Source organism: Desmonostoc vinosum (assembly GCF_059505385.1).
Genome location: NZ_JCACKM010000062.1, coordinates 1 through 18698, shown reverse-complemented (window position 1 = coordinate 18698; position 18698 = coordinate 1). Strand labels below are relative to the sequence as shown.

Annotated in this window: 16 protein-coding genes; 4 read left to right on the top strand and 12 right to left on the bottom strand. The window is 41.5% G+C overall.

Features of this window, described 5'->3' with window-relative positions; all coding sequences use genetic code 11:
• Positions 1–24: 24 nt before the first annotated feature.
• On the bottom strand, positions 25–1335 hold the full coding sequence (locus tag AC5JMF_RS10985) for a lipopolysaccharide biosynthesis protein (protein WP_495795743.1): 1311 nt from the start codon (positions 1333–1335) through the stop codon (positions 25–27).
• Between the two features lie 220 nt (positions 1336–1555).
• Between AC5JMF_RS10985 and AC5JMF_RS10980 the strand changes: the two genes are divergently transcribed.
• The gene (locus AC5JMF_RS10980; protein WP_495795742.1) at positions 1556–1678 is read left to right on the top strand and encodes a hypothetical protein; all 123 of its coding nucleotides are present in this window, start codon (positions 1556–1558) and stop codon (positions 1676–1678) included.
• A gap of 185 nt (positions 1679–1863) precedes the next feature.
• Here AC5JMF_RS10980 and AC5JMF_RS10975 read toward each other — a convergent pair whose 3' ends face one another.
• The 6 genes from AC5JMF_RS10975 to AC5JMF_RS10950 all read right to left on the bottom strand — a co-directional run bounded on the left by AC5JMF_RS10975 (position 1864) and on the right by AC5JMF_RS10950 (position 9103).
• Complete coding sequence (locus AC5JMF_RS10975; RefSeq protein ID WP_495795741.1) at positions 1864–2049, bottom strand: hypothetical protein; 186 nt, start codon at positions 2047–2049, stop codon at positions 1864–1866.
• A 199-nt stretch (positions 2050–2248) separates the two neighbouring features.
• Positions 2249–3076: a dienelactone hydrolase family protein gene (locus tag AC5JMF_RS10970; protein ID WP_495795740.1), complete on the bottom strand. Its 828-nt coding sequence runs from the start codon at positions 3074–3076 to the stop codon at positions 2249–2251.
• 5 nt (positions 3077–3081) lie between these two features.
• On the bottom strand, positions 3082–4746 hold the full coding sequence (locus AC5JMF_RS10965; RefSeq protein ID WP_495795739.1) for an FAD-dependent oxidoreductase: 1665 nt from the start codon (positions 4744–4746) through the stop codon (positions 3082–3084).
• A gap of 171 nt (positions 4747–4917) precedes the next feature.
• Complete coding sequence (locus AC5JMF_RS10960) at positions 4918–7053, bottom strand: PAS domain-containing hybrid sensor histidine kinase/response regulator (RefSeq protein ID WP_495795738.1); 2136 nt, start codon at positions 7051–7053, stop codon at positions 4918–4920.
• 120 nt (positions 7054–7173) lie between these two features.
• Positions 7174–8253, bottom strand: a complete 1080-nt coding sequence (locus tag AC5JMF_RS10955) for a WD40 repeat domain-containing protein (protein WP_495795737.1) — start codon at positions 8251–8253, stop codon at positions 7174–7176.
• Between the two features lie 55 nt (positions 8254–8308).
• Positions 8309–9103 carry a peroxiredoxin-like family protein gene (locus AC5JMF_RS10950; RefSeq protein ID WP_495795736.1) on the bottom strand — a complete coding sequence of 265 codons (795 nt, stop codon included), beginning with the start codon at positions 9101–9103 and terminating at the stop codon, positions 8309–8311.
• A 460-nt stretch (positions 9104–9563) separates the two neighbouring features.
• Here AC5JMF_RS10950 and AC5JMF_RS10945 point away from each other — a divergent pair, with 460 nt between their 5' ends.
• Positions 9564–10382 carry a hypothetical protein gene (locus AC5JMF_RS10945; protein ID WP_495795735.1) on the top strand — a complete coding sequence of 273 codons (819 nt, stop codon included), beginning with the start codon at positions 9564–9566 and terminating at the stop codon, positions 10380–10382.
• Positions 10383–10491: 109 nt separating this feature from the next.
• On the opposite strand, the gene AC5JMF_RS10940 is transcribed toward AC5JMF_RS10945, so the two are convergent.
• The 5 genes from AC5JMF_RS10940 to AC5JMF_RS10920 all read right to left on the bottom strand — a co-directional run bounded on the left by AC5JMF_RS10940 (position 10492) and on the right by AC5JMF_RS10920 (position 16334).
• Entirely contained in the window at positions 10492–10785 is a 294-nt protein-coding gene (locus AC5JMF_RS10940) for a hypothetical protein (protein ID WP_495795734.1), read from the bottom strand.
• A gap of 264 nt (positions 10786–11049) precedes the next feature.
• Complete coding sequence (locus AC5JMF_RS10935) at positions 11050–14391, bottom strand: CHAT domain-containing protein (protein ID WP_495795733.1); 3342 nt, start codon at positions 14389–14391, stop codon at positions 11050–11052.
• Positions 14392–14511: 120 nt separating this feature from the next.
• Positions 14512–14670: a hypothetical protein gene (locus tag AC5JMF_RS10930; RefSeq protein ID WP_495795732.1), complete on the bottom strand. Its 159-nt coding sequence runs from the start codon at positions 14668–14670 to the stop codon at positions 14512–14514.
• Positions 14671–14886: 216 nt separating this feature from the next.
• The gene (locus AC5JMF_RS10925) at positions 14887–15216 is read right to left on the bottom strand and encodes a hypothetical protein (protein ID WP_495795731.1); all 330 of its coding nucleotides are present in this window, start codon (positions 15214–15216) and stop codon (positions 14887–14889) included.
• A gap of 194 nt (positions 15217–15410) precedes the next feature.
• Positions 15411–16334, bottom strand: coding sequence for a metal ABC transporter substrate-binding protein (locus AC5JMF_RS10920; RefSeq protein ID WP_495795762.1), 924 nt, complete (start codon positions 16332–16334; stop codon positions 15411–15413).
• A 344-nt stretch (positions 16335–16678) separates the two neighbouring features.
• Here AC5JMF_RS10920 and AC5JMF_RS10915 point away from each other — a divergent pair, with 344 nt between their 5' ends.
• Both AC5JMF_RS10915 and AC5JMF_RS10910 read left to right on the top strand, forming a co-directional pair.
• On the top strand, positions 16679–17449 hold the full coding sequence (locus AC5JMF_RS10915; protein WP_495795761.1) for a metal ABC transporter ATP-binding protein: 771 nt from the start codon (positions 16679–16681) through the stop codon (positions 17447–17449).
• 154 nt (positions 17450–17603) lie between these two features.
• Positions 17604–18443: a metal ABC transporter permease gene (locus AC5JMF_RS10910; RefSeq protein WP_495795730.1), complete on the top strand. Its 840-nt coding sequence runs from the start codon at positions 17604–17606 to the stop codon at positions 18441–18443.
• Positions 18444–18698: the final 255 nt, after the last annotated feature.

Below are 18698 nucleotides of genomic sequence, written 5' to 3'. Positions count from 1 at the left end.
TAGATGATAGCACTTCTGTAGTGATTATCTCCGACGCAGTTGAGGCCAAATTAGCAGACTATTGAGGATTAATATTAAAGCTGTGGACGATAAGGTGGCAATTCCTGTACCCACAATGCCAAAAAATTTCGTTAAAACTAGCAACAACGGTAAATAAACTCCCAAAATTGCGATCGCATTTACTTTGAAGGGAAAACTAGGCTTACCAATGGCATAAAAAGCAGGTTCTAAGGCACAATTTCCGATTGTGAAGATTTCTGCTGACACTAACAGGATTAAAATCCCATAGGCCGCAATAAATGCCTCGCCAAAAGCATACTTGAGGATGATTCGTCCCAAGCACAGGCTAATGATAAAAATTATTACACCAATGCTGATAGCGATCGCAGTTGATTTCAGCAATAAAACCTTGAACAAGTGCCATTTTTCCTGACTCTCTAAGCGAGCTAATTCTGGATAGATAGATTGAGTCAAAATCTGAGCTAGATCCTTCAGTGGAGTAGACAACTCATAGCTAACCTGGAACAGTCCAGCGGCTGTGGGAGTAGCGAAAATTCCCACTACTAAGGGACTGGCTTGTCGCATTACCGTTGGTAGAGAAGAATCGAAGTTAGACACCATAGAAAACTTCAACAAGCCAGGATGGTTTTGATGCAAGTCCATTAAAGACCCATCTATCTTCTTGAGCAAACCTTGTTTCCGGGCTTCTCGCCAACCAACAAAGAACAATATTAATCCTCCAGATGCCTGAGCAATGAACCAAACTAGAAGATATCCCCACAACGGAGCATTCAGGATGACTGCTATAATCGCTCCCAACAAGGAAATAAAGGTAGGAATAGTAATTTGGAAGGCCAGCAAATCAAAACGATTGTAAAGCTGTAATAAACCTTTAGGTGTGGCTGTGCTAGTAAAAAGAATTACCAAGCTACACCACTGTACTTGAGTAACCATCGCTTGATCCCATCCTATATATAAACCTAGATAGGGAGCGATTGTAATTGCGATCGCTAAACCAACTAACACCCCTACCAAATCAAGTAGGCTAGTAAACTTCAAAAGCTGCTGCAAAGCAGCTTGATTTTTTCGTTCCAGACAAAGAGCGCCGTAACGAATCACCGCTTGAGAAGATTGAAAGGTAGTTAAATCTACAATTACTTGAATATAGGTTTGAATGAGAATCAGCATACCGAAGCCTGTAACACCAAGGTGATGAGTAACTACACTTAAATAAATTAAGCTAGTCAATCCGGTTGTTACTCGCCCTCCTAGCAGCCATGTAGCATTTCTCATGACTTTGTTGAGGAAAATACTGTCGGCAAGCAATTGCTTCATTATTGCAAACTAGATACAGGTAAAAGGGATTAGGAATTGGGAATTGGGAACTTGTGCTGAGCGAAATCGCACCCTGCTGGATCTTGCTACGTGTAGCGTCTCCGACAGGAAAAGTATTAGGAATTTCCAGAATTCTCTTTTAGTATCCAGTTCCTAGTACCTAGTCCTTAGTCCCCAGTCCCTAGTCACTAGTTCCCAGTTCAAAAGTATACATGATTTTTTGGGAAGAGTCCTTTTAGCCTGGTTGCAACTGACTCGCTACAAGCTGCGTCTTGTTGTAGCGATTTTAGGTATTGCTTTTGCCGCCATTCTGATTTTTACGCAATTAGCCTTTTTAGATTAGACCTCTTGCATAAATATTTTTTTGTTGGGCTACGCCCCGCTTCTCTACGAGACGCTTCGCGAACGCTAACACGCAGAGGCGCCCCAGACGCAGAGAAGAGAACGCAAAGAAGGACTTTTGCAAGAGGTCTATTTCTCTACGAAAGTCAAACAGTATTACGTTCTCGCCTCAAGGCAGATTTAAAATCACTGTAAATATTTCTCCACTCGCCTTTCTTGCAACATTTCTTCAACCTGAGCATCTGTGGGTGAAGGTTGGTCTGTTTTCAGTAAACCCCGCATTTGCTTAATTAAGACTTTTCGATTGGGTTGAGAACTAAGTGTGTTTTGTAGAGAGTCAATAATTGCACTAAGGAGCGCAAGACGATACATTGACCGATAGTTTGAAAGCTTGCTCTTTAATTTCTTGGAGAGACATCAGGCTACTTCACAAGTATTGGCTACATTCTATTTTGACAATTAGAAATTCCAGACTACCTCGAATAGCACAAGCGTGTGATGGCGATCGCTGTCTATTAGCCTCACTGAATTTGAATTGATGCTCTTAATAAGTCTTTAACCAGACATGATATTACAAATTATTTTTAAACCATTGTTGAAGGCGTTTCCAGCCGTCTTTAGCTTCTTTTTCACGGTAGGAAGGACGATAATCGGCGAAAAAGGCGTGAGGTGCATCAGGATAGACGATAATTTCAGACTTGCTGTTGCTGGATTTCAGGCGATCGCGCATTTGCTCTACTGTATCTAGAGGAATGCCTGTATCTTTACCACCGTAAAGTCCGAGAATTGGTACTTTGAGGTTAGACGCAATATCAACGGGATATTTGGGTGTCAGTTCTGTAACATCCCCCACTAGTCGCCCATACCAAGCTACACCGGCTTTGACGTTGGGATTATGAGCAGCATATAACCAGGTAATGCGACCACCCCAGCAGAAGCCAGTAATTGCTAACTGTTCAGCATTACCTTTAGCTGATTTCACAGCCCAGTTGACTGTTGCATCCAGATCAGATAACACCTGAGCATCTGGGACTTTGGCGACTATTTGGCGGATTTCGTCTATGCTACTTAACTTGAGGACATCGCCTTGACGCACGAATAATTGGGGAGCGATCGCTAAATATCCCAATTTAGCAAAGCGACGGCAAACATCCTGGATATGCTCATGTACACCAAAGATTTCCTGAATTACTAGCACAATCGGCAAATTTTTCCCCTTGGCGGGTTGCGCTCTATAGGCTGGAATTTCGCCATCTTTGACAGGAATATTCACAGCACCAGCTAATAATCCTTTGGCGTTGGTGGTAATGACTTGAGCGGAAATCGGTTGTACTGCCAAGGCGAAGCCAGTTGCTAGGGTGGCTGTGGCAATAAATTGGCGACGTGTTACATTTTTCATAAATTCTACAAAACTTTGCTCAAGTATTGATGCACAAATTGAACGCAGATTGAACCTTCACCCACTCCAGAAGCGACGCGTTTCACTGACTTATGACGCACATCGCCGACGGCAAAAATACCAGGGACATTGGTTTCTAATAAATAAGGGCTACGTTCTAGTGTCCATCCCTTGATGCGCTGCCCATCACGTTGTAAATCCGGGCCAGTTAGAATGAAACCGCGATCGTCTCTTTGCACTATGCCATCTAACCAATCAGTATTGGGAACTGCACCGATAAAAATAAATAGCGAAGTAGCAGGAACAGTTTGCTTTTCGCCCGTGAGTTTATTTTCTAGAACGATCGCTTCTAAACTTGTCTCGCCTTTAGCCTCGACGACACTAGTATAATTTTGTACTGTAATATTTGGTGTATTGGCAATTTGGTCAATTAAGTATTGCGACATACTGATAGTTAAAGACTCGCCGCGTACCAACATCGTGACTTGGCGAGCGTACTTCGAGAAGTACATTGCGGCTTGTCCAGCTGAGTTGGCTCCACCGACAATATAGACATCTTCATCTTTGCAACTTAAAGCTTCTGTTTGGGCCGCACCATAATAAACTCCTGCACCAGTCAGGCGATCGAGTCCTGGAACATCCAACCGTCGCCACGCTACACCCAAAGCGAGAATTATTGTATGACAGCTAATTTCGCTACCATCAGCTAATTGTAAAAATCTATATGGATCGGCTACGCGAATTTCCTTAGCTTCTTGGGGTGTGAGAATTTCGACACCAAAACGCCTAGCTTGAGTTACAGCACGCCGCGCCAAATCTCCCCCACTTAAACCTACGGGAAAACCCAAGTAGTTTTCGATACGTGAGCTTGTACCAGCTTGTCCGCCTGGGGCTTCACGTTCAATTAACACCGTGCGTAAACCTTCGGAAGCGCCATACACCGCCGCCGCTAGACCAGCCGGGCCACCACCCACGATCACTAAGTCATAAAAAGGTTTTTCTGCTTGCGTTTGCAGCCCGATTTTTTCAGCAATTTGGATGTTATTTGGCTGTACAAGATTGGAACCATCAGGAAAAATTACTAAGGGTAACTGCAACCTATCACACTTAGCATATTGGAATAATTGTTGTGCCTCCGTTGATAATTCAATATCCATCCACTCATAAGGCACTTGATTGCGTGCTAGAAAATCTTTTACTTGGTGAGACTGAGGAGACCAACGATTACCAATCACCCGAATACCTGCAAACGGTGGGTGGAACGTTGCTTGCCAATCATCAAGTAAATCGTTGAGTACTGGGTATAATCGCTCTTCTGGGGGATCCCAAGGCTTCATTAAATAGTAATCAATACGTGTAGTATTAATAGCGCGGATGGCTGCATCAGTATCTGCGTAAGCGGTAAGCAAAGCACGTTTGGTATCAGGAAATATACTCATTGCCCGTTCTAGAAACTCAACACCAGACATCTGCGGCATTCTTTGATCTGCTAAAAATAGCGCTACAGGCTGGTTGCGTAGCTTAATTTGTTCCAGTGCTTCCAAAGCACTAGCACCAGAATCAGCACGCAAGATCCGATAATTTTCTCCATATTTCTGCCGCAGATCCCGCGTCACAGCTTGTAAAACCTCAGGATCGTCGTCAACTGTTAGGATGACAGGTTTAGCCATAGCACCTCAATTTCGGGGAGTGGGGAGTAGGGAGTGGGGAATAGAGTTTAGTTTACGATAATTTTTGAAAAATCTTGCTTCCATTCGATGAAATGAAGATGAGGGATGAGGGGGATGAGGGGGATGAGGGAGAAACTTTCTCCGCGTCCCCGCGTCTCCACTCCCCACTCCCTACTCCCCACTCCCTACTCCCTTCAAACTAGCAATAGCAGCAGTCAACTCTTCTGGTTGTATGGGTTTAGGTAGATGTTTCTGAAAACCTGCTGCCATTGCTCGATCGCGGTCTTCGTTTTTGGCATATGCTGTCAGGGCGATCGCAGGTATATTTCCTCCTTGTTCGGGTTTGAGGTTTCTGACTCGCCGAATCAGGCTATACCCATCTTCTATTGGCATCCCAATGTCACTAACTATGACATCTGGCCGGAATTGTTGCACTGCCTCAAATGCTTCTGCTGCGGATTCGGCAGATGCTGTAATTGCTCCATACTGTTCAAGCAGAAATACTAGGAATTCACGGGAATCTGTAGTATCTTCTACAACTAAAACACGGACTTGTGTGAGATCGGGTTCGCTATCTACTAACTCATCTTCCTCGTTGATCTCTGATTCGATGTGCAGTAGTGGTAGCATGAGCGCGAAAGTTGCTCCTTGGTCTTCACCAGGGCTAGTTGCGTTGACTGTACCTCCGTGTAACTCTGTTAAGTAGCGCACAATTGCTAATCCCAGTCCCAATCCACCATACATCCGAGTAGTAGAGGCATCAGCTTGGCGAAAGCGATCAAAGACGTAGGGTAGGAACTCGGTACTAATGCCTTTGCCTGTGTCACTGATTATAATTTGTCCCATCTCTCCAACCTTTTCTAACTTTACTTCCACGCGACCCCCAACAGGAGTAAACTTGATGGCATTGGAGAGAAGATTCCAAACAATCTGCTGGAGACGGTTAGGATCGCCAGCAACGGTGACTTTACCTTGGCGATTGGGTTGATCGAATACTGTTTGAATTTGAATTGATTTAGCGATCGCAGCTACACGCACTGTCTCGATCGCTGCTTCAATGATGAAAACTAAATTCACTGGCGAAATATTTAGGCTCAATTTACCGCGTAAAATGCGAGAAACATCTAATAAATCGTCAATGAGTTGAATCTGTAATTTAGCATTACGCTCAATAGTTGCTATGGCTTCAGCGGTTTTCTTTTCATCTAGCTTGCGGCTTTGTAGGAGTTTTGCCCAACCTAAGATGGGGTTGAGTGGTGAACGTAATTCGTGAGAGAGGACTGCTAAAAACTCATCCTTGACCCGATTTGCTTCCTCTGCTTGAGTGCGTGCTACTTGCTCACGTTCTAATAATTCGGCTCGTTCTAATTCTGCCTGTTTGCGATCGCTAATATCTCTTTGTACAGCTATCCAGTGGGTATACCAGCCTGTTTCATCTGACACAGGGACAATGCTGAGTTCTGCCCAAAACTGTGAGCCATCCTGGCAATAATTAATTAACTCAACTTCTACTGATTCCCAACGCTTTAATGCTGAACAAATTTTATTTAACGCATCCCGTTGTGTATTTGGCCCTTGGAGTATACGAGGATTTTTGCCTAGCACCTCTTGAGCGCTGTAACCAGTAATGCGAGTAAAGGCTTCGTTGACGTAAAGAATCCTGGGGCCGGGTTCATCCATCGGTTCAGCTTCGGTAATTATAATGGCATCATGAGCATTAACCACTACCGACTCTAGTAGTCTTAGCCTTTCTTCTGTTCGCTTGCGTTCAGTAATATCCTGTGCAGCACCATAGACGTAAAGCACGTTTTCATGACCTTGACTCAATAATGGATATGCATAATTGCGAACCCAACGCACTTCACCACTCTTAGTGATAATGCGGTGTTCAAATACATCTGGTTGTCCTGAAAGCAGTTGCCTTACGTGTTGTAGAACAAACGGCACATCGTCTCGGTAAATTAGACTTTGCCAACCACGAGCGCTGACATCCTCAATAGTGTATCCACAAACCCGGGTAAAGGCGTCATTAATGAGTTTAGGTACTAGTGTACCGTTGGTTCCCACCTGATAAACGTAAGTATAGTCTGAGGTAAGGTCACAAATAATACGATAATGTTCTTCGCGCTGACGCTGCGCTTCTTCCGTTGCTTGGAGTTCAGCTAAAGTTGTGCGGAGCTTCTCACAGTTTTCCTCAAGAATCAGGGCACTTTGGGGATGATGTTGTAGAAGTTGTGAATGGGCATATTGGTACAGCTCGGCTATCTGCTGCTTCACAATCTCTATTTGCTGAGCCAACTTGTCCATAGTTACGGCAAACTTTTTGGTTTTCTACAACAAGCTACCTGTTGTTTTAGAGTTCGTCTTCTATCTACTGAGACAAATTTCAATAACTGATTGAGGAGTAATAGAGAAAAAATTGATAAACTACGGTTTTATCTGCCAAACTTTAACAGATTTATCACCGCTACCGCTATATAAAGTCTTCCCGTCACTACTCAATACAAGTCCATAAATGCCACCTGCATGTCCGGTAAGTTCCATAACTGATTTCCCTGTTTTGATGTCGCGTAATATGATTTCTCTGCCTAAACCACCAGTAACAAATGTTTTACTATCGGGACTTATAATTAACGCATCAATACTCGTACCCAACGAAAAATTATGAACTAGCTTTCCTGTTTTCAAGTCCCAAGCTTTGAAACTTTTACCATCTGTGCTTCTGACTCCACCAGATTGAAAGCTATCGTCATATCCACCACTGAGAAGCGTTTTACCATCATTACTAACAGCAAGCGTAATTGGGGCTGATGCTTGCTCCGAGCCATTGATTAGGTCTTCTTTGTTGGGTAGTGGTGGGGTAAAGCTGCGTATTTGTTTACCTGTCACCAGACTCCAAACCCGAATTTTCCCCCCATTTTCCCCCCCGCTAAAGAGGGTTTTACTGTCACGACTAACTGCAAGTGCTGTTGTTTCTGCTCTCAGTATCCGGTCGATTTTTCGAGTTTTAAGATTCCGAAATTTGATACTTTGATCGCCGCTACCACTGATTAAAGTTTGTCCATCTAGGGTCAATAACATTGCTCTAACCTCAGTTTTTTCCGTAATTGTGCGAATTTCCTTTCCTGTTTGCGTATTCCAAAATTTGATAGTGTTATCAAAGCTGCTACTAATTAGAGTTTGATCATCTGGAGTAATCACTATTGATTTGATGCGATCGCGGTGTCCAGTTAAAGTGTGAAGCAATGCACCTGTAGTGGGATTCCAAAGTTTGATTGTTTGATCATCGCTACCACTAGCAAGAACTTGACCGCTGGGAGAAAGGGTTAATGCACGGACAGGTTCGGTATGTCCTGATAAAGTTAATTTCAACCGCTTTGGTTGTTCAGTATTCGTAGAAGTCTTAAGTATACTTGCTATACCCGGAAAGGTAGCAATCATACTCAAGGGTGTAGATAGGAAAAAACTAAGTAATGTTAAGGTTTTAAATAGAATGGGTAATTTCATGATGATATTGTTAAAGTGGAAATCTTTGTGAATCAAGTGCAAGGATAAACTCAAGTTACTTATAAGAAAAAGATAAGGGATTGCTCATATTTTCGGCAAAACCAAGAATACCGCGATCGCGATGTTCGTAAATTAATTTTCCTTGAGAATCAAAAAGAAACGTTCCTCCCCGTTGTGTCAAATAAGATGAATCTGGTACATAAATATTCCAGTTGCTCAAAACTTCGGTCATGTTTCGCAGACGTAGGGTTGCTAGTTCAAAAGGACGCTGAAAGCCTTTTCCTCCAGCAGCTTTGAAAAACGAACCTTTTATTGGTGGTAAAGGTGTATCCCTGACAACTTCCTCATCAGCAATTAACTGAGGAGCTTTTTTATCACCTTTATAACCCCGAAAAACTTCCTTCAGAGTTCCAGGACTACCCATCCCAGCACACATTAGTATTAAATTCAACCATGCTTTCTGTGACGTTGATAGCATGGGAAATTGTATAGATAAACCGCGATAAAGACCTAAAAAAGCGTGAATTTCAGCATTGCTATCCACAAACAACCATTCTTGAGGAAATCCCGTATATTCACAAAACTTGATCCCAGAATTGCGGTTTCCAATTCCAATAGCACGAATTGTGATTTCTCTTGCTTCGATCTCTTTTTTTTCTCTTTGCAGCCACCAAGCATATTCTAAATTATCAAAATCTCCCAACTGCGACCAAATAAGTACGAGCAATTTTGAAGTATTTGAGCAACCATCTAAAACAGGTTTAATCTTTCCATCACTAACTCGCAAGCGTTGAGTTTGATGCAAAATCGAGTAAACATCTGAAGAATTGGAGTGTGTTTGAGTATTCATATCTGAGTGATATTTACAATAGTATTATCATCTTTTTGAGTATATCTAAACGCAAGAAAATGTCTAAGAACGATCTAGAACTTAGAATCAAGAGGTACTTTAAGCTTAGTTCACAACTTGCTGGGTTAGATAATACACAATTGCATTCTTTGTTGGACGATAAACTGTTCCACATATAACTTGCATAGTTAGAGCGGGCAAGATGCCCACTCCACAAGAGTTTTATTTAATTTGATTATGTAATTTAGATGTTTTTTAGCTTAGTGAGTCGGGTACATCAAGTTCAAGTTCGGGGAGAAATTACACTATCGTTCTTGGGCAATCCAAAGTCTTTGTCAAACGCATTCCAGTTACGAATATCGAATATGAAAACCTGTTTTCTACCAAAAATCTGTATAACTTACCAACTTACTTTAATTACGGTGTGGGTTCTATTGGTTTAGGTGTCTTCCGGGAACTTGTGACACACATCAAGACCACTAACTGGGTATTAGAAGGAGCGATCGCCTCATTTCCTTTAATGTACCATTATCGAATTATCCCATTCTTTGGGCAGCGTAGGGATATTGATATGGAAAATCACAAAAGCTTTATGGAGTATTGGGGTAATAATACGAGTATCGGGAATTATGTATTGGATAGAGCCAATGCCAACTATGAATTAATTCTGTTTTTAGAGTACATACCTTATGTTCTAACAACATGGCTACAAGAAAACCCCAACAAACTTCAGAAATTCCTAGATGAATTACGCACGACAATTACCTTTTTGAGGACAAAGGGAATTATTCACTTCGACGCACATTTTTACAATATCCTCACAGACGGCAAGCAGACATATTTGACCGATTTTGGTTTGGTACTTGACAAAAGTTTTACGTTAACTAAAGACGAAAACTCTTTTTTTAAGCAGAATACATTTTATGACTACGGAGAAGTCTTGCGGAATCTTGGTCATCTGATTCGCTCATTGTATGATTTATGTTCTGAGAACGATAAACGCAGGATAATGGAAAAATATGACATCAACGCAGACTTAAAATCTTCTGAAGTGGGGTCTATATTACTCGACAATATTGAGCAGTTATGTGCTGATGGAGTCATGGATTTAGATAAGTTCTATGTTGTTAGTATCGTCAAATACCGTAGCATTATTGTGCTGATGCAAAACTTCTTTGCTGATATGTACAAAAATAACAACAAGAACACAAAATTTCCTTATGCAAAACTACGACAGTTGCTCGAAGAAACAGGATTTGTTCCTAGTAGCAACTACTAGGTAAATTTTTGTCCTAATTTGTCTATAGAGAAACGTTATAAATCTGGATCTATTGGTTTGGGTTTCTGCACCCAAACCTCTAAAAAGTATGTTTGGGTAGTTCATATACTTAGAACATGAGATTGTGTTGATTATCCCAACACTTTTGATTGTGCCAATTTCTCCCAGTGTATTGACATTCTGAAGGATCACTTATCCAAGGGATTGATGTAGAATGCTGCGATATTTCTCCAAAAGTTAATGCTTTGGCGTTATTCAAGAAGGTTAATAACATTAAAGTACAAATTGGTAAAGTAATTAAATATCCTGTAAATAGCAAAGTTTTACTCAAAGTCCAAAAAACTTTGGATTCTTGAGATTGCTGGCTATTTTTTGAACGAGATTTCACCTTAAATAAAAACATAAACTAAGCTTCACAAATACCAGTTTGTACTAGCTAGAATTTCTACTTAAGAACATTATTCAAGCTATAAACTCTGATGTCAAAGGTTCAAGCAACGTCTTCTTGTAAATTTCAATATTTGGATGCTAAATAATCTGTTTAATGAAAATGTGTTGAAGAAACAGGCGATCGCTTCTATGTAAATTTCGGCAACAAGAGGCTTAGGAGTAGTGAACGGACTTCGACTTCGCTCAGTGAACGGACTTCGACTGCTATACATACCTATTACTGCCATTCGCCAAGCAAGGTAAAACCCGCCCAAGAATAAGGATTGCGCCACTGTTCCTGTTGCCAAAGTTTGAGTTGTGCCGCCCTCAAAGCCGCCGCCGGAGATAACCCACGCTGCAACATCTCGCTGTAAAATTGCCTCATTAACAACGATGTCGCCTCATCATTCACATTCCACAAAGACACTACCACTCTTGCCGCGCCTGCATACATTAGTCCTCTTGTCAACCCAACTAATCCTTCTCCCTTAACTTCCTTACCCAAACCAGTTTCACAAGCACTCAACACGACCAACTCGGCGGGAAAGTCGAGGTTGAAGATTTCCGCAAGTCGCAAAAAGCCTTTTTGCGGTTTACCTTGCTTATCTATCAGCGATAGTACAATTCCTGATAACTCTGGGTTGGTGCTGTCTAGAAAACCATGGGTGGCAAAATGCAACATCCGGTATTGACTGAGTTGTTTATTGGTTGCCCAATTGTAGTTAGCGTCAAAGTCAAATGCTTGCAGTCTATCTGAAGGAATTAATTTGAGTATTTCCTGTGCCTCAGTGCGGGTGTTTTTCAGTCGTTCAATTTGACTAAGGTTGATGTTTCTTGCTGACCGATTGAGTGCAGACTGTTGTAATTCTATATCGAGATCATTATTGGTATTTGTAGATTTGCCTGTAACTCGTTCGTCCGATGCAGTAAATACGGGGTCAGCGAGGATGGCTAGAGTTTTCGGGGCTTTGGCGCGTGTTTTGAGTTGTTGGCGGATAATGGCAATAGTAGAGATAGAAGGCAAGCTGATTATTTCGTGGTTGACTACTAAGGGCTGATAATTTGACCCAGTTGCTGATTTTCCTGATGTTAACGCGGCAAAGGGAATGTATTGCAAAGCATCATCACCGACAATTACTATACGTTGTTGTTCCAACTTGTCAGCCACAGGTGCAAGGATGAGTTTACTGAGTTCATCAGCAGCTTTGGCGGTTTCTTCTGGGGAAACTCCTTGCATCCCAGGATTTCGTAAGTAGTTATTGTATAAATTCTTGGCTAGTTTTTCTATTTGTTCACGTTTTGGTAGTTCGTAGGTATCAAGAGAATTGGGTGTGACAACCCATAGATAACTGCGTTCTTCACCCAAGGAGTATTGCAACAGTAAAGTATTTTTATCAAGTTGTTGCTGAATTTCGCTCAAGGTTAGAGGTTGAGGATATTTTAGGTTTGCATACTCAGGGTTAGTGGCGCGGATTTTTACCTTTAGTTCTTGCTGTTGTTTGAGTAAGTTTTCAAGCTGTTGTTTAGTCTGTGCAACAAGTTGGTTAGGTGGTTCTTTTTGAGTTGATAATTGCGAGAGTTGTTTTTCTTTGGCATCAACTAGTAACTGTAAACGTTGTTCTTCTGCTAGGAGTTTGGGGTCAATATCTTTTTTGATATCGATGTTAGCTTCTGTTAATAGTTCGATGAGACTACGGGCACGAGAGCGATCGCTTGCTTGGAGTGCTAAAGCGTCGTATCCTTTGGATGGGTCTTTTTTGTGCAACTGCATCAGCAAGTCGATGTAGAATTTGTAAACGTCTTGCTTTGATGCAAAGTAAGAAGCACGCAACTCTTGGCTATCAATCTTAGTGCGTAAATCTTCAATAATTTTAATTGCTGCTTCAACTTGGGTGAGGGCTTGTTGAAGGTTGCCTCGGTTGCGTTCTGTAAAGGCAATATTATAAAGGGTACTTGCTTGCGCTGCTCTGTAACCAACTGCACGCAATATGGGTAACGCCTGATTGTAAAAAGAGAGTGCTTTTTGCTTGTCTCCCAAATCGGAATAGACAGCGCCAATATTGACGAGGATAGAGGCTTCTCCTGCCCTGTAACCAATTGCGCGCGATATAGGTAATGCCTGATTGTAAAAAGAGAGTGCTTTTTGCTTATCTCCCAAATCGGAATAGACAGTGCCAATATCGCTGAGGGCAATAGCTTCTCCTTTCCTATCAACAATTGCACGTTTTATAGATAGGGCTTGATTGTAAAAAGAGAGTGCTTTTTGCTTGTCTCCCAAATCGGAATAGACAGCGCCAATACCATTAAGGGTTTCGGATTCCCTTTGTCTGTCACCAATTGCACGAGATATGGGTAATGCCTGATTGTAAAAAGAGAGTGCTTTTTGCTTGTCTCCCAAATCGGAATAGACAACACCAATATTGGTGAGAGTATTGGCTTCCCCTTCCTTGTTACCAACTGCACGAAATATGGGCAATGCTTGATTATAAAATGTTAGTGCCTTCTGCTTGTCTGCCAATGAATCATAGACAAGACCAATATTGTTGAGGACAGTGGCCTCACCTGCTCTGTTACCGACTGTACGATGTATAGCTAATGCCTGATTGTAAAAAGAGAGTGCTTTTTGCTTGTCTCCCAAATCATCGTAGACAAGACCAATATTATTAAGGGTAGTGGCTTCGCCTTCTATATAACCGACTGCACGCAATATTGGTAATGCTTGATTATAAAAGGAGAGTGCTTTTTGCTTGTCTCCCAAATCATCGTAGACATTGCCAATATTAGCGAGGGTGGCGGCTTCCCCTCGCCTGTCACTAGTTGCACGTCTTAGGGGTAATGCCTGATTGTAAAAGGAGAGTGCTTTTTGCTTATCTCCCAAATCTGAGTAAACACTACCAATATTGTTGAGGGTAGTGGCTTCTCCTTGCCTGTCACTAGTTGCACGATCTATAGTTAATGTCTGATTGAAAAATGAGAGTGCTTTTTGCTTGTCTCCCAATGAGTTGTAGACAAGACCAATATTATTGAGGGTAGTGGCTTCCCCTCGCTTGTTTCCGACTGCACGAGAGATAGGTAATGCCTGATTGAAAAATGAGAGTGCTTTTTGCTTGTCTCCCAATGAATCGTAGACAAGACCAATATTGTTGAGGATAATGGCTTCCCCTCGTCTGTCACTAACTGCACGAGAGATAGGTAATGCCTGACTGTAAAATGAGAGTGCTTTTTGCTTGTCTCCCAAATCATCGTAAACTTTGCCGATTCTGAAAAGTATACCTGCTTCCCATGCTTTATTGTCTACTTCCCGCCAAAGCTTTAATGCTTCTTCCCATTTCTCGATTGCCTGTCGCAGAGATTCTACAGTTCCTTGGTTGTAAAGTTCTAACCCCTCTTCAAAGAGTCGTTTTGCAGCGGTGCTAGTTGCATCTTGTGTTGTTGTTGGTTGTTGTGCAATCTGCGATGGTGTATATCTCAGTGTTGCACCCACACTATCAGATAGCAAAACTACACTCAGCAACAAAGTTAAACTACAACGAGTGATGTTTGGCAAAAAGCACCAGGAAATCCACTGTTTATTTTGCATTTCAACTAAAGGTATGGGGGAAGTAAGAATCCAACAAGTGCGTAGACGCGCAGTAACTTGTCGAGAGACATCACTCTCATGAATAATTATCTAGTTGTTCTCAGAGAAATTACTGAAAATTTATTCTGATTTTATCGTGAACAATGAGCAATATTTGTTTTTGTTGCGGTTTTTGTAACCAATAAAGTTGCGTAGGCGTAGCCCGCCACAGGCATCGCCATTACCAAAGCAGCTATCGTTGGGAAGCGCGATCGCTCTTACCAAAATACACGCTTGCAAGGCTTTTAAAGATAAGATTGTTCAAAATTGCTCATAACAAAAATAATGACATAAACACCAACTGTTCATGTCATTATTTCTAATAATTCTATTCAGTTCGTAGTCAGGACTTCAGTCCTCTTCTTAAATACGCTTTGTACTTACTACGAACCTGGTGTGTGAAAAAGGTTTCTTAACTCAATACCTTTTTAGTTAGATTCAATGATGATTTGACAACTACCACCAAACACGATTACCATTTTCATCAACTCGTGCTTGACGAATTACATCGGAAATCTCTTCAGCATCTTTAACGTGGTGGAGTGCTTTTTTCTCACCATTTGGTTCATCAACAACAAAGTAAGTGGGAACTGTAATATGATCGCCTGTAATATCTGGCGAATCAACAGCAACCTGTTGAGCTTTTTCTTGGATTGATTGAGACTCGTCAATGCGATCGCCTGGATTTGCTGTTAAGCCTTGTTCTTTAACGTTTGGTTTTTCGCGAGAATCCCGATCTTCACTAACTGGTTGCTTAATTTGATTTTCTGAATTCTGATCAGTCATAGTTTTTTCTAAAGTTAAAAACTTTGCCTTTGCTAATATCACTCTAAAAAAATAGAGACTCTAATAATTCCTTCTGAAGAAAGAGTTTAAGATATTCTTCCTAATTACACGTCTTAAGTTAGAGATTAGTTGATCGGGTTATAAATAATTTCTGACTTTAGTTTGAATACCACTACCCCAATGCCTAGTCCCTTTTACTTTTTCAGTTGAAATGGAGTATATCTTCCCCCCAATGCTTCTACGATGCTGCGGGTATTAGCTTCCATCATTTTGACGTAGGAATCTCCGTTACTGCCTTTGGCACCAATTGAATCTGAGTAAAGTTGTTGTGGTGCTAATTTTACACCTGCTTCTTGGGCAACGGTTTTAATTAAAGCTGGGTTAATTGTCGTTTCGGCAAAAATTGCGGGGACACCTATCTTTTTAATTGACTCTACCAATAGTTTGACTGTTTGAGCGCTGGGTTGTTCTTCGGTGCTAATGCCAATTAAAGTACCTGCGATCGCAATCTTATAATCACGCCCATAATACTGAAATGCATCGTGCGTTGTCACGAGTTTGCGTTTATCTGCGGGGATAGTTTGTATCTGCTGATTAATCCAACTATGCAACTGTGTTAATTCTTTGGTAAGTTGCGCTGCTTTTTGGGTGAATTTTTCTCTATCTTCTGGTGATAACTCAATTAAACCATCCCGAATGCTATTTACCATGGCGATCGCATTCTCTGCACTACCCCAAACGTGCGGATCTGGAACTATTTCGCCTTTGGCTTTCTCTAGTTGCAAGGGTTTAACAACTTCCCCTACTGCTAACTGACGCGCCTTACCTCCTGATGCTTTCATTAACTTGATTAATCCTGGTTCTAAGTTGTAACCGTTATACAAAATCAAGTCTGCTTCTTCCAAAAACCTGCTGTCTGCTGGTACTGGTTCATAAACATGCGGATCAGTACCTGGCTTGAGAACTCCAGTTAGCTGAATTTCATCACCCCCAACTTTTTGGGCTAAATCAGCAATGATGGTACTAGTGGCAACGACTCGCGGCTTACTATCTCCCCCGGTAGTTTTGGGATTGGAGTCCAATGAGGTACAACTAAACATAGCAAAAGGCAAAAGCATCCCCAGACAAAGCTTAGAAACTAGGCTAAAAGCAACTTTGCTGTGAGGATTACTTGCCTCTTGATCAGAGGCAATCGCCCCCCTTTGTGGGTGAAAGCTTTCCTGATCCTTTTCCCTTTCCCCCTTGGTTGAAACCTCACCCATGAGGGGTGATTGTTCTCCCCTGCTCCCCGCTTCTTGATTAAGCATTAGTTTCATTTATCTCGGGTATTACTTCCAATTATAGATTTTTTCATATTTCTCTCATTTTTATAGTAAGCTCAAGAAATAAATATTTGAGCAGAGTTATGAAAAATGTCTCTATTAACCCAAAATCTAGGCTATTTCAGGGAAATGTAGGGGAGATGTCTGTAAAAATGATCAAACCTATCGATATGACTTCCACACCAGCAATCAATATTGCTCATTTGGGGGTGCATTACCGTACACAAGAAGCCTTGAGAGACGTTAACTGTATAGTCAAAGCAGGAAAATTGACGGGTATTTTTGGCCCCAATGGTGCTGGCAAAAGTACGCTCATGAAAGCAATGTTGGGTTTGGTTCCCCTCAGTAGTGGTACAGTGTTGTATCAAAATCAACCCTTAATGCAGCAACTAGATAAAGTAGCCTATGTGCCACAGCGTAGTCAAATCGACTGGACTTATCCCGCTACAGTCTGGGATGTAGTGATGATGGGACGAGTAAAGAAAACAGGGTGGTTGCGTAGCTTTTCAGCAGTTAGCCGTCAGGTGGCAAAAGAGGCCTTAGAAAGAGTTGGGATGATTGACTATCGCGATCGCCCCATTGGACAATTGTCAGGAGGACAACAGCAGCGAGTATTTTTAGCTCGTGCCTTAACACAGCAAGCAGAAATCTTCTGCTTTGATGAACCTTTAGTAGGCATTGATCAAAAAACTCAGACAGTCATTTTTGAAGTTTTTCACGAACTTGCAGCCGCTGGCAAAATAGTTTTAGTAGTCAACCACGATTTAGGGGAATCAATCACCCATTTTGATAACTTAATTTTATTAAATCGCGAATTAATCGCCACAGGTTCCCGTCAGCAAGTACTCACGCAAGAGAACTTATATGGCGCTTATGGTGGCAAAGTCACATACTTTTCTGATGCGGCTTAAGCTGTTCCACATATAACTTGCATAATTAGGGCGGGCAAGATGCCCACACCACAAGAGTTTTATTTAATTTGATTATGTAATTTAGATGTTTTTTAGCTTAGTTGGGGAATGGGGACGGGGAGAATAACAAATGACAAATGACAAATGACAAACTATGCTACAAGCTTTAATTGAGCCGTTACAGTACGGTTTTATGCAGCGATCGCTCGTGATTGCGATTTTGGTTGGATTGTTGTGTGCTGTTGTCGGTAGCTATTTGATGGTACAACGATTAGCACTACTGGGCGATGCGATCAGTCATTCGGTTTTACCAGGATTGGCGATCGCTTTTATGGTGGGAGGAAATATATTTGTTGGAGCATTTATTGCAGGTGTCTTGAGTACAATGGCGATCGCCTGGATTAGGACGCGATCGCCTATTAAGGAAGATGCGGCAATGGGTATAGTTTTTTCGGCATTTTTTGCTCTCGGTATTACCCTAATTACTGTTATTCAAAAAGATAATAAAATCGACCTCAATCACTTTTTATTTGGTAACATTCTTGGTGTTACTGTTGATGAAGTCCGTGACACTGCGATTATTGCTGCTGTTGTTTTAATAGTTGTTGTTTTACTATATAAAGAACTTTTATTTTACACTTTTGACCCTTTAGGCGCTCAAGCCGCAGGTTTACCAGTCAATCGATTAAATTTTGGATTGATGCTGCTCATTGCTTTAACAATTGTCGCTAGCATGAAAGCTGTAGGCGTAATTTTAGTATTATCACTGTTAATTACACCGGGAGCAACCGCTTACCTATTAGTAAAACGCCTGCATCAAGTAATGATTTTGGGTGCAGCAATTGGGGTTTTTTCTAGTATTAGCGGTATGTATCTCAGTTACTTTTATAATTTGCCTTCTGGCCCGGCGATCGTTTTAGTTGTATCGGGATTATTTTTGTTAGCATTATTATTTAGTCCTAAACATGGGATTTTAATGGCAGGAGTTAAATAATTCGGCTCTTCCGTAGGTGTTATGCTAAAGTTTAAACTCGAATTAGGAATTTGCCTTAAAAATCAAGGGTTTCAGGCAGTTACAACCTAGATTTTCTCCCAAAAGCTAAACCGTCAAAATTAAAAGCTGTCTTTCTTGCCCAGCAAGGGATATGAGCTAATTTATAGACGTTTTTAGCATAACAAGTAATGAAGAACCAATAATTCGTAATGACGCGACGCTCGTACCTCGCTACCGCTAACGCTATCGAGGACT

Bases quoted from the DNA above. Each gene is read 5' to 3' on its own strand.
- AC5JMF_RS10985 (WP_495795743.1), bottom strand. From the start codon at position 1,335: ATGAAGCAATTGCTTGCCGACAGTATTTTCCTCAACAAAGTCATGAGA.
- AC5JMF_RS10975 (WP_495795741.1), bottom strand. From the start codon at position 2,049: ATGTATCGTCTTGCGCTCCTTAGTGCAATTATTGACTCTCTACAAAAC.
- AC5JMF_RS10970 (WP_495795740.1), bottom strand. From the start codon at position 3,076: ATGAAAAATGTAACACGTCGCCAATTTATTGCCACAGCCACCCTAGCA.
- AC5JMF_RS10965 (WP_495795739.1), bottom strand. From the start codon at position 4,746: ATGGCTAAACCTGTCATCCTAACAGTTGACGACGATCCTGAGGTTTTA.
- AC5JMF_RS10960 (WP_495795738.1), bottom strand. From the start codon at position 7,053: ATGGACAAGTTGGCTCAGCAAATAGAGATTGTGAAGCAGCAGATAGCC.
- AC5JMF_RS10955 (WP_495795737.1), bottom strand. From the start codon at position 8,253: ATGAAATTACCCATTCTATTTAAAACCTTAACATTACTTAGTTTTTTC.
- AC5JMF_RS10950 (WP_495795736.1), bottom strand. From the start codon at position 9,103: ATGAATACTCAAACACACTCCAATTCTTCAGATGTTTACTCGATTTTG.
- AC5JMF_RS10940 (WP_495795734.1), bottom strand. From the start codon at position 10,785: ATGTTTTTATTTAAGGTGAAATCTCGTTCAAAAAATAGCCAGCAATCT.
- AC5JMF_RS10935 (WP_495795733.1), bottom strand. From the start codon at position 14,391: ATGCAAAATAAACAGTGGATTTCCTGGTGCTTTTTGCCAAACATCACT.
- AC5JMF_RS10925 (WP_495795731.1), bottom strand. From the start codon at position 15,216: ATGACTGATCAGAATTCAGAAAATCAAATTAAGCAACCAGTTAGTGAA.
- AC5JMF_RS10920 (WP_495795762.1), bottom strand. From the start codon at position 16,334: ATGCTTTTGCCTTTTGCTATGTTTAGTTGTACCTCATTGGACTCCAAT.
- AC5JMF_RS10915 (WP_495795761.1), top strand. From the start codon at position 16,679: ATGTCTGTAAAAATGATCAAACCTATCGATATGACTTCCACACCAGCA.
- AC5JMF_RS10910 (WP_495795730.1), top strand. From the start codon at position 17,604: ATGCTACAAGCTTTAATTGAGCCGTTACAGTACGGTTTTATGCAGCGA.